The sequence below is a fragment of the Microcoleus sp. Pol7_B2 genome (genome assembly GCF_036701035.1).
Lineage (GTDB): Bacteria > Cyanobacteriota > Cyanobacteriia > Cyanobacteriales > Microcoleaceae > Microcoleus.
Genome location: NZ_JAUBQB010000035.1, coordinates 1 through 15986, shown reverse-complemented (window position 1 = coordinate 15986; position 15986 = coordinate 1). Strand labels below are relative to the sequence as shown.

Annotated in this window: 15 protein-coding genes; 7 read left to right on the top strand and 8 right to left on the bottom strand. The window is 43.9% G+C overall.

Features of this window, described 5'->3' with window-relative positions; genetic code table 11:
• Positions 1-4: 4 nt before the first annotated feature.
• A complete protein-coding gene (locus QUA57_RS14960) occupies positions 5-853 on the bottom strand; it encodes a DUF3598 family protein (protein WP_333061808.1) in 849 nt (282 codons plus the stop codon).
• An 18-nt stretch (positions 854-871) separates the two neighbouring features.
• Between QUA57_RS14960 and QUA57_RS14955 the strand changes: the two genes are divergently transcribed.
• Positions 872-1681 (top strand): SAM-dependent chlorinase/fluorinase, encoded by an 810-nt coding sequence (locus tag QUA57_RS14955; protein ID WP_333061807.1) that lies wholly within the window; start codon positions 872-874, stop codon positions 1679-1681.
• A gap of 102 nt (positions 1682-1783) precedes the next feature.
• Here the strand turns inward: QUA57_RS14955 and QUA57_RS14950 are convergent, their stop codons facing one another.
• The gene (locus QUA57_RS14950; protein WP_333061805.1) at positions 1784-2788 is read right to left on the bottom strand and encodes a site-specific DNA-methyltransferase; all 1005 of its coding nucleotides are present in this window, start codon (positions 2786-2788) and stop codon (positions 1784-1786) included.
• A 171-nt stretch (positions 2789-2959) separates the two neighbouring features.
• On the opposite strand from QUA57_RS14950, the gene QUA57_RS14945 reads away from it, so the two are divergent.
• Positions 2960-3763 carry a helix-turn-helix domain-containing protein gene (locus tag QUA57_RS14945; protein WP_333061804.1) on the top strand — a complete coding sequence of 268 codons (804 nt, stop codon included), beginning with the start codon at positions 2960-2962 and terminating at the stop codon, positions 3761-3763.
• 82 nt (positions 3764-3845) lie between these two features.
• On the opposite strand, the gene leuS is transcribed toward QUA57_RS14945, so the two are convergent.
• The 3 genes from leuS to aat form a co-directional block, all read right to left on the bottom strand.
• Positions 3846-6401, bottom strand: coding sequence for a leucine--tRNA ligase (gene leuS / locus QUA57_RS14940; RefSeq protein ID WP_333061803.1), 2556 nt, complete (start codon positions 6399-6401; stop codon positions 3846-3848).
• Between the two features lie 640 nt (positions 6402-7041).
• Positions 7042-10203, bottom strand: coding sequence for a HEAT repeat domain-containing protein (locus QUA57_RS14935; protein WP_333061802.1), 3162 nt, complete (start codon positions 10201-10203; stop codon positions 7042-7044).
• 267 nt (positions 10204-10470) lie between these two features.
• A complete protein-coding gene (gene aat, locus QUA57_RS14930; RefSeq protein WP_445304479.1) occupies positions 10471-11067 on the bottom strand; it encodes a leucyl/phenylalanyl-tRNA--protein transferase in 597 nt (198 codons plus the stop codon).
• Positions 11068-11113: 46 nt separating this feature from the next.
• Here aat and QUA57_RS14925 point away from each other — a divergent pair, with 46 nt between their 5' ends.
• Positions 11114-11443, top strand: coding sequence for a hypothetical protein (locus tag QUA57_RS14925; protein ID WP_333049991.1), 330 nt, complete (start codon positions 11114-11116; stop codon positions 11441-11443).
• Positions 11444-11582: 139 nt separating this feature from the next.
• Here QUA57_RS14925 and rpsN read toward each other — a convergent pair whose 3' ends face one another.
• The 3 genes from rpsN to rseP form a co-directional block, all read right to left on the bottom strand.
• On the bottom strand, positions 11583-11885 hold the full coding sequence (rpsN, locus tag QUA57_RS14920) for a 30S ribosomal protein S14 (protein WP_006633844.1): 303 nt from the start codon (positions 11883-11885) through the stop codon (positions 11583-11585).
• Between the two features lie 173 nt (positions 11886-12058).
• The gene (gene nth / locus QUA57_RS14915; protein ID WP_333061801.1) at positions 12059-12706 is read right to left on the bottom strand and encodes an endonuclease III; all 648 of its coding nucleotides are present in this window, start codon (positions 12704-12706) and stop codon (positions 12059-12061) included.
• A gap of 221 nt (positions 12707-12927) precedes the next feature.
• On the bottom strand, positions 12928-14022 hold the full coding sequence (gene rseP / locus QUA57_RS14910) for an RIP metalloprotease RseP (RefSeq protein WP_333061799.1): 1095 nt from the start codon (positions 14020-14022) through the stop codon (positions 12928-12930).
• 60 nt (positions 14023-14082) lie between these two features.
• On the opposite strand from rseP, the gene QUA57_RS14905 reads away from it, so the two are divergent.
• The 4 genes from QUA57_RS14905 to QUA57_RS14890 all read left to right on the top strand — a co-directional run bounded on the left by QUA57_RS14905 (position 14083) and on the right by QUA57_RS14890 (position 15944).
• Positions 14083-14280 carry a hypothetical protein gene (locus tag QUA57_RS14905; protein ID WP_333061798.1) on the top strand — a complete coding sequence of 66 codons (198 nt, stop codon included), beginning with the start codon at positions 14083-14085 and terminating at the stop codon, positions 14278-14280.
• Positions 14277-14954: an ATP-dependent Zn protease gene (locus tag QUA57_RS14900; protein ID WP_333061797.1), complete on the top strand. Its 678-nt coding sequence runs from the start codon at positions 14277-14279 to the stop codon at positions 14952-14954. Before QUA57_RS14905 ends, QUA57_RS14900 begins: the two co-directional genes overlap by 4 nt.
• A gap of 115 nt (positions 14955-15069) precedes the next feature.
• Entirely contained in the window at positions 15070-15624 is a 555-nt protein-coding gene (locus tag QUA57_RS14895) for a hypothetical protein (RefSeq protein WP_333061796.1), read from the top strand.
• A 59-nt stretch (positions 15625-15683) separates the two neighbouring features.
• Positions 15684-15944, top strand: a complete 261-nt coding sequence (locus QUA57_RS14890; RefSeq protein ID WP_333061794.1) for a Uma2 family endonuclease — start codon at positions 15684-15686, stop codon at positions 15942-15944.
• Positions 15945-15986 lie beyond the last annotated feature (42 nt).

Sequence of the window (15986 nt, the reverse complement as noted above, 5' to 3'; positions counted from 1 at the left end):
TTAATCAATGACTAACTTTGCGTTCAGTAACTAAAGTCAAACTTACCCATTCACCCCGCTCGTTGTAACTGCGAATCATCCGAAACCGCAAGTCAGGTTCTACCAACCAACCTGCCTCGAAAAATAGAGGTTTTCTGGGTTCAATCTTGACAGGTAAAGTGCAAGAACCTCCGTCAGGAAGCAGTACAACTTGCACCGGCGAAGCACCTTCGTTAAAGTGCAGAACTGAACCGTCAATGCGGGCGCTAGAACTGATAACACTAGCATTACTGCCAAAAGTGATTTGGTGTACTAGGCGATCGCTATTTTCCAAATGCAATTGCAGTTTGGTAGAATAAAAGTCTGGAGAACGCGAATCAGGATACATTGTCACCGCCTCGCCCTGCCATTCTCCCAGCAAAGCCTCAACAGTTAAAGGCGGACGTTCGGGGACATTTTTATCCGGCTGTTTTTCCCGAATTAAGGTAAGGTTTGATAAATTGCCGTCGGTATTGTATAGCTGAACGAAGCGCAACCGGCGATAATTGTAGATAAAACCAAACTCGCCACCAGACTCAGAATAAGGCGCTAGTTGAATAGTACCCTGAGAAAAAGCTCCATTCTCAAAAAATAGGATATCCCGTCCCAAACCGTGATATTCCCTAACAAGTTCGCTCACTTCTGGTTCGCCGACACCGCTAGGATTTGGGGAAAACCGACGGAGTTTCAATCGCACATTTTTGTTGTCATTGAAACCTTCGAGCGAAATAATGCTAGGAGTATCTTGAAGTACCTCTCCTCGCGGCGATAACTGGGTAAAAGAACCGTGCCATTCTCCCAGATTTTGCAGAAAGTTTTCCCACTGCGCTACCATATTCTTACCTGTGGATATATGTCTAAAAATAGAATTATAACTCTGCTGACGGATTTTGGATTAAGCGATGTTTATGTGGGAGTGATGAAAGGTGCGATCGCCCAAATTAACCCGCAGTTAAAAGTCATTGACATTACACACCAAATACCCTCTCAAAATATTGCGGCGGCGAGGTTTTGTTTGATGACTGCTTTTGCTTATTTTCCGCCGGAAACCGTACACGTTGCTGTCGTCGATCCGGGGGTGGGAAGCAAGAGACGTGGGGTTGCGATTAAATGTGCTAATTGCTTTCTTGTCGGCCCGGATAACGGGTTGTTTAGCGGGGTGTTAAGTCGGGAAAGTGCGATCGCCTGTGTCGAACTCACGAATTCGCAATACTGGCGCACACCTCAACCCAGCAGCACTTTTCACGGTCGCGATATTTTCGCTGCTGCGGCTGCTCACTTGGCCAACGGGGTGGCTTTGGAAGAGTTGGGGGAGGATCTCGACCCTGCAAGTTTAGTGCAGTTAGAGATACCAAATTGTGCCGTTACAGCCACAGGTATAGAAGGGTGTGTTCAATATGTCGATCGCTTCGGCAATCTCATTACTAATATCCCGAATAATTGCATTATAGGTAACAATTGGTCAGTAACAATTAGCAATAGTTCTGATGCAATTCGCATCCCCAGCGGTAAAACCTACAGCGACAGCGAACCGGGCGATTTAATTGCCATAACTGGTTCTGACGGTTGGGTAGAAGTTGCCGTTCATGGCGGCAGCGCTCAATCTGTCTTAAAATTGGAATGCGGAGCGATCGTGCAATTGCTTTTTGAAATTAACAATTAAAATCATCTATTTCAGTCGCTCTCTGCGGGGAATTTGTGCGTGTAGAAGCGATTTCAAGAGACAGTTTCATATCTGAAAGAAAATTTTGACTATTTAGCCCAATTAAAAACAATAATTATTAACTTCAAAAAGTAGCCTATTTTGAGGTAAAATCAATCCTGATGCTTCCTCAGTTAACAATTGGTTGTATATTGTATCCGCTTGCCCAAAATATTCTTGAGGCAAAAATCTAAATATTGATGCAGCAACATATTGTTTTTCCTTTTCAAAACTTATCCAGTTTCTTGATAATTCTTCGGCTGCATGACCCGTAGTATTAGAACCAGAAAAAATATCTACTACCATGTCTCCCGGCTCAGTAAGAAAATTTATAAAAAATGACGGTAATCTTTGGGGAAAACGTGCCGGATGCGCCTTAACATTAAACTCTTTGCACCAACGTAAGTATTGAGAATTACTTTCCGAATTAGAAATCTCTAGCAAATTAGATGGAATAGCACCTCCATTATCTTTGGCAAATCGATCGCTAATATTGTGACCGGAAGGACGTTCTTTGGGCGTGTAAAATTCATCAGCATTTTTCAAAAGTTTTTTCATTCTCTCAGAATACTCTACTTTGACTTTACTAATATTCGCTTGAGGCTGATTCGTTTTGGAAAGCCACCAAACAGTATTCACAGAATCTTTAGCCCGGATTTTCTTTTTATTCACCCACTCTATAGGAGATGGAAGTTTTGAAGGATTAAACCAGAAAAATTCTTGAGCAAGTTTAAATTCATATTCGTCACATAACCTAATAAGTACGCGGTAATTATACAGTGAGCGTACAGGTATTCCTTTTTGATAAGCACCTCCAAGGTCTATAACAAAACTTCCAGTATCCTTAAGAACTCTTTTAATTTCCGGAGCAAAGCCCAGCAGCCAATCAACATATAAATCTTGATCTTCATTTCCATAACTCTTTTGGCGTTGCAATGCAAAAGGAGGGGATGTAATCACCAAATCTACAGAATTGTTAGCAAGACTATTCAGGAGATGAAGAGAATCTCCCAAATAAGATTGACCGTATTGGGTGGTGTAAATTGGGGCAGGCAAAATGTTACTCATGCTTAATTTAGATTAGTTTAAGGTACAACAGACACAGCCTACTGTCATTATATCAAAATCCGTACTCTCAGTCTGATTAAATCCGTACTGTCAGTACGTTGTTTTGTGTATAAATTCTTCGTACCATTCACAAAGCGAACTTTCAGTTCGTTTTTATCAATTGTGAGGGGTATGAATTACAAAGAAGCCAGACAACAATTTGCGGCCAAGGTAAGTCAGTTACGCAGAGAAAAAAGGATGACACAGGACGAGTTAGCAGAACTCATAGACAAGACTACTGACTATATCAGCTTATTGGAACGCGGTGAAAGATCGCCATCCTTTGAAGTTATTTTCGCTCTAGCTGAAGCGCTCGATGTACCCGCTACTTATTTAATCAGTTTTAGCCAAAGTGGCGAGAGTACAGCTCTCATTAGCACCCTAATAGCTGAACCTGTTTCTCCGTCAGTTGTAGAGCCTGTTGAAGAGGCTGTTACCACGGAAGCAGAACGCATTTCAGATGCTAAACGGCTAGAAAATGCTATGAAAAGCATCCAAGAATTGCAAAATCTGGCTAGTGAATATGGTATTGCGGATATTTTTCAAGATAACGGGGGAAAGACTTTACAGTTATTAATCCTTTTAGGGCTGCGGATATCACCTGGACGTGAAGGAAACGATGCTATTGATGCTGAAGGAAAAGAATACGAACTTAAAACAATCAATATTGCTCTCAATAGAAGTGGTGGGGTGACTACTCACCATCATTTGAATGAAATTATACTTGACAAATATCGCAGAGTAGAAGCTTGGTATATTGGACTGTATGAAGGCATAACTCTCAAAGAGATTTATAAACTTACACCTGAAATGCTGGAACCTAAATTTAAAGAATGGGAAGAAAAAGTGAGGCTAAGAAACGAGCCCCTAAACAATCCTAAAATTCCCTTAAAGCTAGTAAAAAAAGGGCAACTTGTCTACTCTTACAGTAAATAATAGTTGCCCGATAGTGTTTAAAGGGGATTAGGTTGTGTTTGTGTTTAAACGATAAGTTGCTTACAGGTAGCGATTTTTACACTCAAGCTACCACGAAATTAACTAACTTTCCAGGCACCACAATTACCTTTTTAATCTCCTTACCTTCCAGGTGACGCTTAGCCAATTCCGACTCGCGAGCAAACTTTTCCAAAGCAGCTTTATCAGCACCAGAAGGCACTTGAATTGTGCCGCGAGTCTTGCCCATAACTTGAATTACCAGCGTAATTTCATCGGTAACTAATGCAGATGGATCGACAGTCGGCCAAGTTTGCGTATGCACCGATTCACTGTTACCAGTATTGTGCCACAATTCATCAGCAATGTGCGGTGCAAAAGGCGCTAACAAGCGAATCAAAGTGTTGATTCCTTCGGCATAAATTGGCGAGTCTTTACACTTAGCATCATTCAAAGCATTGCTGAGTTTCATCATTTCAGAAACAGCAGTGTTGAACTGATAATCGCCCTCCAAATCTTCGCTAACTGCCTTAATTGCAGTGTGAATTGCCCGCCGTAAATCCTTCTCAATTTTACTTAATTCAGCATTTTCTACCCCTTGACCGGGGGTCGCCGGGGGGCGTGCAGCAAACTCTGTCACCACGCGCCAAACGCGATTTAAAAAGCGAAATTGCCCTTCTACATCAGCGTCATCCCACTCCAAATCTTTCTCTGGCGGTGCTTTGAATAAAATAAACATCCGCGCCGTATCTACCCCATATTTTCCCATAACTTGCAAGGGGTCAACGCCGTTATATTTGGATTTTGACATCTTCTCATAGAAGACTTCTAAAGCTTCACCAGTTTCAGGATCTTTTGGATTTGCGGGGTCTATATCTGCTGGGGGAACGTATTTGCCAGTAACAGGATTTTTGTATGCCATTGCTTGCACCATGCCTTGAGTTAACAGGCGTTTAAATGGTTCGTCACAATTGATTAAACCCCGATCGCGCAAAACCTTGGTAAAGAACCGGGAATACAGTAAGTGCAAGATTGCGTGTTCGATGCCGCCCACATATTGGTCTACGGGCATCCAATCGTTGGTCTTCGCCGTGTCGAAGACTTGCTCTTGATTTTGAGCATCGGGGTAGCGCAAGAAATACCACGAAGAATCGATAAAAGTATCCATCGTATCTGTTTCTCGCTTCGCGGGAGTGCCACAACTCGGACAAGGAACGTTTACCCATTCTTCCATCTTTGCCAATGGCGAACCTTTGCCCGTAAATTCTACATTTTCCGGCAACAATACGGGCAAATCCGATTGGGGTACGGGTACTGTGCCGCAGGTGGGACAGTGAATTACGGGAATCGGAGCGCCCCAATAACGCTGTCTAGAAATCAACCAATCTCTCAAGCGGTATTGGATTCGGGCTTTGCCATAACCTGCATTTTCGGCATGGTGAATAATTGCTGCTTTGCCTTTAATTGAATCCATGCCGTTGAAGCTTTCGGAATTAATCATAATTCCTGGTTCTGTGTAAGCTTCCGTCAGCGGAACTTCATCATCATCAACAATTACTACTTTAATTGGCAGTTGATATTGATTGGCAAATTTGAAATCTCGCGTGTCGTGGGCGGGTACTCCCATGACTGCGCCGGTGCCGTATTCGTACAGCACATAATCGGCTATCCAAATGGGAATTTCTTCGCCGTTGAAAGGATTGATTGCTTTGCCGCCTGTGGGGATGCCGCGCTTTGGTTTGTCTTCGGCTGTGCGATCGATCTCGCTTTGGGCGGCGACTTCTTTGATGAAGGTTTCTACGGCGGTTTTTCTATCTTCGGTTGTCACCCGCTGAGTTAGTGGATGTTCCGGTGCTAAAACAACGTAACTGACGCCGTAAACTGTATCGGGACGTGTGGTGAAAACGGCGATTTTTTCATCCATTCCGACAATCGGAAATTCTAAGTAAGCGCCGACTGATTTTCCGATCCAGTTGGCTTGCATTAATTTGACTCTTTCTGGCCAATCTGGCAATTTGTCTAAGTCGTTTAATAACTGTTCGGCGTAATCGGTAATTTTGAGGAACCACTGCCGCAATAATTTGCGCTCGACTTTGGCACCGGAACGCCAGGAACGACCTTCGTTATCTACTTGTTCGTTTGCTAAGACTGTTTGGTCTATAGGGTCCCAATTAACTGCGGCTTCTTTTTGATAAGCTAATCCGGCTTCTAAAAATTGCAAGAAAATCCATTGAGTCCACCGATAATAATCGGGAGAACAAGTTGTAACTTCTTTTGTCCAGTCAAAAGAAATACCCAGGCGGCGAAATAAGCCTTTCATTTGGGCAATGTTTTGATAAGTCCATTGTGCAGGGGGAATTCCTCGCTCGATAGCTGCATTTTCTGCGGGCAAACCAAAAGCATCCCATCCCATCGGATTCAATACCCGATAGCCTTGCATTCGCTTGAGTCTGGCAATTACATCGATGATTGTGTAGTTGCGGACGTGGCCCATGTGCAGGTTTCCCGACGGGTAGGGGAACATGGATAAGGCATAAAATTTAGGCTTTTGCGTATCTTCTGGCATCTGGTCTAAGTTTTGCTCAGCCCATGTCTGCTGCCATTTTTCTTCTATGGATTGGGGGTTATATCTGGAATCCACAACAATTGCTCCGTGCAGGGTTTAGTAATGTTTGCTTCAGTATTTTTACACATTCAAGGGGCTTCGATTCTGATTTTTCTGAGCTCCAAGGATTTTGGCTCAAATCTCTGTATTATATATTGTAGTATATGTAATTTTAGCTGGGGGCGATCGACCAAATATCCCCGTTCGCCCTGAAAAAAATAAGACTTACGCACGGGTGGTCACAAACCGGGTTTTTACCAGCATACTTCGTTACAGTCGGCCAAACCGCAAAAAACCCGGTTTTTTTGGTCTTGATGCGTAAGTCCTAAAAGCATAAATAACCCCAATTCCCAGAAACCAGATTTCTACGATCGACCGGGTTTCTTAGCATTTATTCCGGCTTAAATGCTATCTGGAGCGCATAGCAATGTACCTTTTAATTTGTCATCGGGTGGGGGCGGGTTTACCAGAATATTGGTTTTAGGCAATTATTGTTGGTGAAACTCGCCTCTACATAGATATTGTTCAATCCGCAATTTATCATTGGTAATTGATAATTTTGTCTGGGCTGGTTTTACCAACTATCTATGTTTAAAACCCATAATATCATAAACCCGCCCCCACCCAACGCCTCCTAAAATTAGAAAAAATGGCGATCGGCGATCGAATATATCGCTCATTCGCGTTCTAATTGGGGCAATTTTTTCTGGGCAAATTCGCGGAGTTTTTGGTCGCGATCGTTCTGAGCGCGATCGCGCACAAGTTCTAAAGTTTCAGGGCGATCGGGATATAACTCAATCATAGCTGCAAGAGCTGCTTGTCGCACATCCCAATTATCGTTTGATTGAGCGAGTTGTTTGAGCCAAGGTAAAGTTTCTGGGTCATCTTTCCACCCCCGTGCTAATTCTTGTACTGCTGAAGCTCGCACAACCTCATTATCGTCTGATTGAGCCTGTTGTTTGAGAATGGATAAGGTTTCTGGGTCATTTTTCCACCCCCGTGCTAATTGTTGTAGTGCTGAAGCTCGCACAACCTCATTATCGTCTGATTGAGCCTGTTGTTTGAGAATGGGTAAGGTTTCCGGGTCATCTTTCCACCCTCGTGCTAATTCTTGTACTGCTAAAGATCGCACAAGCCACTCATCGTCTGATTGAGCCAGTTGTTTGAGCCAAGGTAAGGTTTCTGGGTCATCTTTCCACCCCCGTGCTAATTCTTGTACTGCTGTATATCGCACCTCCAAATCATCGTCTGGTTGAGCCAATTGTTTGAGCCAAGGTAAGGTTTCTGGGTCATCTTTCCACCCCCGTGCTAATTCTTGTACTGCTGCTTGTCGCACATAGTCCTCATCGTTTGATTGAGCCTGTTGTTTGAGCCAAGGTAAGGTTTCTGGGTCATCTTTCCACCCTTGTGCTAATTCTTGTACTGCTGAAGCTCGCACATCCCAATTATCGTCTGATTGAGCCAGTTGTTTGAGCCAAGGTAAGGTTTCTGGGTCATCTTTCCAAGTGGCTGCAACTGCTGCTACTGCTTGTCCGCGAATTTGAAAAACTAGGCTGTGATATTCTACAGATGTAGAAACAGTGATATTTCGGTATTTAGTTAACTCTTTAACTCGATCGCGCAATTGACTAGCAATAACAGCAATATCATTTCTATTCTTGACTTCGGAAACACACTGCGCCGCCAAAAACAGATTGCTAAACTTGTCTGCTTTCCCATTTTCACCAATCAGATATTCCAGGATGTCACCTGTAAATTTAGCATCCAGCATTCCCGCCATTAAACGCAACACTTCATGCCAAGACTCATCTCGCCAGTGTTGCCGAAAAATTTGAATCAAATCATCTAATTCAAGCGTTTTTAGTTCCTTAAATTGCCACACAAACTCCCAAGCACAAAAATATTCCAAAAAGGTGCGATGGACAAAAGCATAATAATCCTCATTGTATCCACCCAAGAAGCACAAAATAAAATTGCGCTCCCGCAGTTGATCTACCATCAACTTCGCACAAGTAGTTGGCTCAATTCCCATCAACCCGCTCAAAGATTCCGCTATAGTTCGCCGCAAATCATCGCGACTAATAATATTTCCGGCTAATCCTTTCTCACTCGACTGCATTTTGTAGGCAATTTGCCTGCAGATACTTTGTTTGACTTCTTCATCTATTATTGAACTAGGATCAATTTTGTCATTTTTTAGCTCTTCTTTTACCTCAAAATCCCATTTATGCAGCAGCACTTTTGAAGCTTCTTCATAGAGTTTAGCTCGAAAGCGCGGTAACTTTTGATTGCGATTCAGAATTGCCATCATCGTCAGCAACAGCGGATTTCCAGCTAACTCTTGAATCGCCCTCGATTCCCCAATGGCTTTATTCAATCGTTCTAAACTTGCAGCTTTTTTCAAGCGGTCTGTAAAGGTCAAGTCGTGCCACTTATTGATAAAACCTTTAATTTGTTCCGGTTCAAAATCTTGCAGCATGAAGTGATGAAATTCGGCATTTTTTAGCGGTTGCGGCTTGTAGCCAATCACGCGAGAAGTGACAATCACTTTCACGGTTGGATAGGTTTGAGTGAAGTTATGAATTTGGGCAACAATACCCTTGCGTTTTGGCACCTCAAAGACTTCATCTAGCCCGTCAAACATGACGACAGCGTGGCCAGCTTGCAGCCATTCGTGCAAAATAGATTTGTTTAAATGCCCGATCCAACTAGAACCGCGCTCCATAAATTCTAGAAAATTATTGCACTCTTTTTCATCTCTACTGCGGTTGTACTTTCGCAATTCAATCAGTAAGTGAATCGGTTGAGATGACAACTGATTTGGAGACAGTTTTGCCCACTGAAGCGCCAGGTATTTTAAGAGCGTTGATTTGCCTGAACCCGGATCGCCGAGAATCACTAGATAAGGGTAATTGACATCATCAATTACTTTCAAAACCGAGTCAGCTTGCTGTTGAGTGTAAGCTTGCTGGTAGCGTTCCAAATCTTCGGGACGGACTTCGGCGGCAATGTCTCCCCGTTCCCGCAATAGCTTTTGAATCTCCTTGGGTAATTCATAATCTTTCGGCAAATATTCCTGACACGAGCGCGCATTTTGGGGAATAAATATTTCTTTAACAGTCAGTTGTCGTTCGTACTCTCCAGACCTAGTATCTAAATTACCTAAATCCAAATATTCATATTGTTCTCGCAGTCCTTCTTGATAACTTTCTAATTTAAAATCAGCCGGAATTGGGCTACTATCTGTCAAACGTCCCAAGATACCGTCGAAAATTTGAGCATTCACAATTTCTCGTAGTTCCGCATTTTGCTGTATAATTAATTTAACACTTGCCAGATAGTTTTCTGCCACTCGTTCCCAACTAAACGCATCGGGAACCGAGGCAGTTTGTTGCCCCTTAAGAAGATGAGAAGGTAGGATCCGAGTAAACGTGGGCAAATGCTGTCGTACCGGATGTTGTAAGGTCAAAGTTTGCCAATACTGAGCTAAGATAGCAGTATTTAAAACCCGACAATTCCCTTGAAATGCACTTCCCAAAACTTGCCGCACTGGAGGTTGTTTAATAAATTGTTTTAAAGGTTGCAGATATTGCTGAATCTGTTTTTTATCTAACTGCGATCGCTGCAATTCCTGCTCGAAGCATTGAGTAAAATATTTAATGGCTTCGCGAACAGCATTTTGAGCGAAGGGCTTTTTAGCAAGTCCTTCAACATCTTTAATGCAGTCTTTAAAAAAATCTTTAACGTAGTCGTCTAAAGCTGCTTTAGCCAAGTCTTGCAAAATAGGGCCGACCAATAACCAACCCAAACCCAAACCCGCGCTGACTGGATCTACCATTGCTTTTTGCTCGATTTGTATACTTGAGAAACATTATAGCGGGGCTGAAAATTTTAGCTAGGGGCAAGGACATGACAATGCCCATTAGTGTCAATTTAACGGTCTTTCGTTGAGTCCGGCAGTCCGGCAGGGAATGAATTCCCTGCCTCAAAGCTAAAGTCCTCTCAAGAGGACTGAAGAACTCATTTAGTCCTCATAGCGAGGACTTTAGCTAAAAGCCCCGTGGAATTCATTCCCTGCCGGCCTTTCAGTATTAGCTCAAAGCTTTCAAAATAGGGAACAGCGGCGCTTCAAAGCTGCTTGCAAAAGAGTGTTGTACAGTTTTTCTTTAACAGTATAAGCGCCGAATCTTTCCAAATGCGGATTGTTCATTTGAGCGTCGAACATCAGATAAGATCGATCGCGCAATCTCTCCACCAACTTCACCATCGCCACCTTAGAACCCTCGGGAATTCGGTAAAACATCGACTCCCCAATAAACGCACCGCCGATCGACAATCCGAGAATACCGCCCGCCAATTCGTCGCCGCACCAAGTCTCGAAGCTGTAAGCCCAACCGGCCTCATACAAACCCCAGTAAATCTTCTTGAGCTCCTTAGAAATCCAAGTCGTTTCGCGATCGGCACAACCCTCAACCACCGCCCCAAAATCGCGGTTTACAGCCACTGAAAATCGATTTTGATTGATTTGGCGACGCAGGGATTTCGGATAGGTAAATCTTTCATCCAGGGGAATCAGCGCCCGCTGCCGGCTCGAATACCACCCCAAACTTTCCTCGCCCTCATTGGCCATCAAGAAATAGCCTTGCGCGTATCCTTGTATAATTGTCGGTATATCATATTGCATATATTTATCAGTTGTCATTTCTCAGTTAACTTTTCAAAGTCAACATTAGCAATTAGGAATAATCATGTCTGAAATCATTGAACCTATTACCTTACCCCCCGCCAAAAACCCCGAACAAGAAGGCCAATGGCTCCAACAAACGCTGCTGGCATGGCTAGACTCCGAGTTTATCCCAGAAGCAGCCAACCAGCAAATAGCTAAAAGAGCTGCCCAAATCTATGTCCGCCAGCGCATGGAAGGCGAAAACGACTTGGGCAGCCTCGTAATTGCGATCGTCACCGAAATGCAGGCCTATGATTTTTCTAAAAGCTTCTACGGCGAATTTGCGATCGCCAATGCCGTCAGCGACTTGTTACTCGAAAGTCTCGGCATCGATAAATGCTGCGGCCAGTGAAGCAAGAAGGAGGAAAATTTAACTCATAAGTCTGAAACAAAAATCAACCCCAAACCTAATCCTGCCGATTAATTGTGAGTTTTTTCCTTCTTTCTTCCTTCTTCCTTCTTCCTTCTCCCTTCTTCCTTCTTCCTTCCTGCTACCAGCTAGACTTCACAACACCGGGCAAAAGACCTTCGTGAGCCATTTCTCGCATCATGTTGCGAGACAGTCCGAAGTCACGATAGTAACCTCTGGGCCGTCCAGTTGCCCAGCAGCGGTTCCGCAAGCGAGTCCGCGAACTGCTGCGGGGTAGCTGTTGCAGTTGGCGGTGAATCGCCATTTTGTCCATCTGATTGTTTGCTTGGTCAAACTGGTCTTTCAGGTCTTCCCGCTTGTCGGCATACTTGTCTACGAGTCTCTGGCGCTTTTTCTCGCGCTCGACCATGCTCTTCTTAGCCATAATCTGTTGATATCCTTAGATAAATCACAATCTACTATTTTACTATATTTTTGTCTTTTTGGATAACTTTAGTTTTAAATATTTTTATTTACACACAACAACTGATCTGATTTGTAGAGTCCGTAAGTTCATATTGTGCGATCGACAGTTGCTCTAATTCGAGCTGACGCACCCTAGGAAATATTAGCAGAAGGGCACAAATCTGCAAGTTCGCAAATATTGCAAACCGGATTTCTCGCATTACAAACCGCCCTGCCGTGATAAACCAACCGAATCGACCAATTTTCCCAATCCGGCTGCGGCAACAATATCATCAAATCCCGCTCGATCCTTGTAGGATCGGTATGTTCGGTCAATCCCAACCGCTGAGTCAAACGTTTGACGTGAGTGTCTACCGTCACGCCCATATTAATACCAAAAGCGTGAGCGAGAACGACATTAGCCGTTTTGCGGGCAACTCCGGGCAATTCTAGCAACAGTTCCATCCGCTGCGGCACTTGATTGTTAAATTTATTGACGATCGCCTGACAAGCACCTTTAATATTTTTAGACTTATTGCGGTAGAAACCAGTCGATCGCACGAGACTTTCGAGTTCTTCTATATCAGCATTTGCCAAAGCAACCGCATCGGGAAAACGCTCAAACAAAGCCGGCGTTACCAGATTTACTCGATCGTCCGTACACTGAGCCGAGAGAATCGTCGCCACCAGCAACTGCACGGGAGTTTCGTAGTTGAGAGTACAAGGAGCTTCGGGATAGAGGCGTTTGAGGCGAATCAGAATTTCGAGCGAGCGTTGTTTTAAACTTAACTTTTTAGTCATTAGTCATTAGTCATTAGTCATTAGTCATTATTTATTAGTCATTAGTCATTAGTTATTTGTTTTTAACTGGTTCCCAGGCACGACCGGGGAACCCATAACCAGAGGCTCTGCCTCGCTTGCGTAGGAAAAAAAGTAGAGGGAAAAATAGGAAAATAGGCCAACGGAAAATCAGACATAATTCTTCCTTCTTCCTTCTTACCTCTTCCCTCTTTCTTCATTTACTATTGCCTCAAAAATCGAAAATCTATCCCAGCCAAATTAGCTGTATCCCGAATAATCAAGAAAATTCCCAAACCCAGCAACAACACCAAACCCGTCTGCATCACATTTTCCTGAATCCGGTTCGGTAAAGGTTTACCCCGGAGTCCTTCGATTAACAAAAAAGCTAGCTGGCCGCCGTCCAAAGCAGGTAAAGGCAAGATATTAATCACAGCCAAATTGATGCTAATTAGCACAGCATACTGAAACAAACTAGCAGCATCCGATTTGGCAATCCCTGCACCAATCGCCACAATCGCCACCGGCCCTGACAACTTGTCGGCAGTTTGGCTGAAATTGCTAAGTAACTGCCCAAAACCTTGAACAGTCAGCAGCACAATCCGCTCAAATTCTTTGGCTGCCTTGCTAAACGCCTCTACAATTCCTGCCCTCTGCCGCACCACAGTGCCGTTAGAAGTTAGCTGCACGCCAATGCGACCTTTGCCGTCGGGCGACTCTTCAGGAGTTACTGTCACCACAAATTTTTGTTCTTGGCGCTGAATTTCCAACGCTAGGGGTTGGTTGGGATGATCTTGGATTTCAGTGACCAATAATTTGATTGCTTCGCGGGAAGCGCCCAATTCCTTGCCGTCAACAGACAGAACAACGTCGCCCGATCGAATTCCCGCTTGTTTCGCCGCCGAACTGACTTCTGCGGCGACTTCCGGGACTTTAACTCCCGGTAGGTAGTTCATTTCTGCAGCGCCGACAGTTGTCAATTGCACCACCAGCAGGAAATAAGCAAAAATTAAGTTGGCAATTACCCCTGCACTAATGACGATCGCCCGATCGAGCACGGGGCGATTTTTGAGCAAATTGGGGTCATTTGGGGGAATTGTACTGTCTGGATCGTCGTCCGGGAAACCCACGAAACCTCCCAGGGGAAAGGCGCGGAGGGCATATTCAGTTTCCGGACCTTGGTACTTCCAGAGGATAGGCCCGAAACCGATAGAGAACCGGTTGACGTGGATGTGTTGAAGTCTCGCCGCCAGGAAGTGGCCGAGTTCGTGAACGACAATCAAGATACCTAAAACTGCGATCGCTGCCAAAACTGACATGAAGGATTCCACTAACACTTTTACTTGACTTTGATTTATTTTAATATCTTTTTAAGATCGGTGGCTTGGGAGCGACATTTTTCAGTCAAACTGGAAGGTGGAGTTTTTGTCGGAAGTCGGGGGCGCGGAGATCGACCCGACGCTGCCAAACCGATCGCGCGATCGTACCTGAGTTTACCTCTAAAACCAATTCCCATTATCAATTCTCTATTACAAATTCCCCATTACCAATTCCCAGTTACCAATTCCCCATTATGAAAGACACTTCTTTGAATATTATCGCTATTTCTATCTTTGCCATCACCGTTTCAATATTGTTGGGCCCCCTATTCAACTTGCCAGAAGCCGTACCTGCGATCGCCACTTTTTGCCTCTTGGGGCTAGCTACCCTTGACAGTTTCCAGTGGCAAGGTCAAGGCGGTACTATTTTATTAGATTGGCTGGGGGGAACTTCCAAACAAAAGCGCGATCGTATTCTTCACCACGAAGCCGGACACTTCTTAGTCGCGTACCTGTTGGGAATTCCCGTAACCAGCTACGCACTCAACGCTTGGGAAGCATTTAAACAAGGTCAAACAGCCCAAGGCGGCGTGCGATTTGAAGACGAACAATTAGCATCTCAACTCCAAAGTGGCACTCTTTCTGCCCAACTTTTAGACCAATACTGCACAGTGTGGATGGCCGGAATAGTCGCCGAAAAATTTGTTTACGGCAGTGCAGAAGGAGGAGCAGAAGACCGCACAAAAATTAGTGCAATTTTAACACAACTGCGCCGTCCCAGTTCCGAAATTCAACTCAAACAAAACTGGGGTTTGCTGCGAGCAAAAAACCTGATCGAAAGCCACAAATCAGCTTACGAAGCCCTAGTAGCAGCAATGGAAAAAAGAGCAACTGTCGCTGAGTGCTGCGACATAATCCAGCAAAATTTATAAACAAAAGTTACGCCTTCTTACCTTGATCAACCCGGTTTATTTATAGATTTATCACTAAAACCCAGATTTTGCCTATAAACCGAGTTTAACAGCGTATTATAAGGATTAAAAATTTATGTCAGAACCCAAAATTTTCCCAACAACACTGCAAACAGCAAACCCCAATACAGAAAAATTGTTGTGGCTGTTTGGTTTCCGGATCGACCCCGGCACCGAAACACCAAATCTATATACTCTAATTGTCTATGGAGAACAAGAGCCGCCCTTAGTAGCCGGCGGTCAACTTGTATTTTTTACCCGTCCAGAACTAGCGATTAACGCTCTCCAATTGTGCAATATCGATGTCAGTGAAGTGGGAAAGCCACCCACACAAATAGACGCTATTTGCGACATTGCAGAAACGCTGTACTTGCTCGATGCCGAAGATTTTGACGAGTCAGCTACTATCCTCAACTGTTTGAACGCGCTTTTTGATTTAGTGAAAGCTACTTTAATACCGATGCCAACTGAATACAAGGGCATACTTTATGATTTTGCAGACCATTTGAATATTGAGGAAGAGTTTGCAAGTTTTTTAGACGCAGAAGATATTCAGCGATCGGAAATTATCAATGCTATTTTGTGGTGTGTGGGATCAATTACAGCTAAATCTAGATTGTTGACCGAGTAATTCAATAAAAACTAGAATGTGAATTGATAAGAGATAATATCGCCCCAGGAAATTGTGCCATGACTGTAACAGATTTACGCTTGTGGACTGTAGAGGAATATCGCCGCATGACCGAAACAGGCATTCTCAATCCCGATGAACGAGTCGAATTAATTGACGGGCAAATTATCTCAATAAGTGCAAAAAATCCTCCCCACGCAGCCACTAACCTCTGTGTAGCCGACTATCTCAGAAATCTGCTGGCAAGACTTGCTTTAATTCGCATTCAAGACCCGATCGCTCTAAGTTACAGCACTTCCGGATGTTATGAGGTACAGTAGCAGCAATTAGCAAACCAGTTTTTGAGATGTTTGGGATTCATT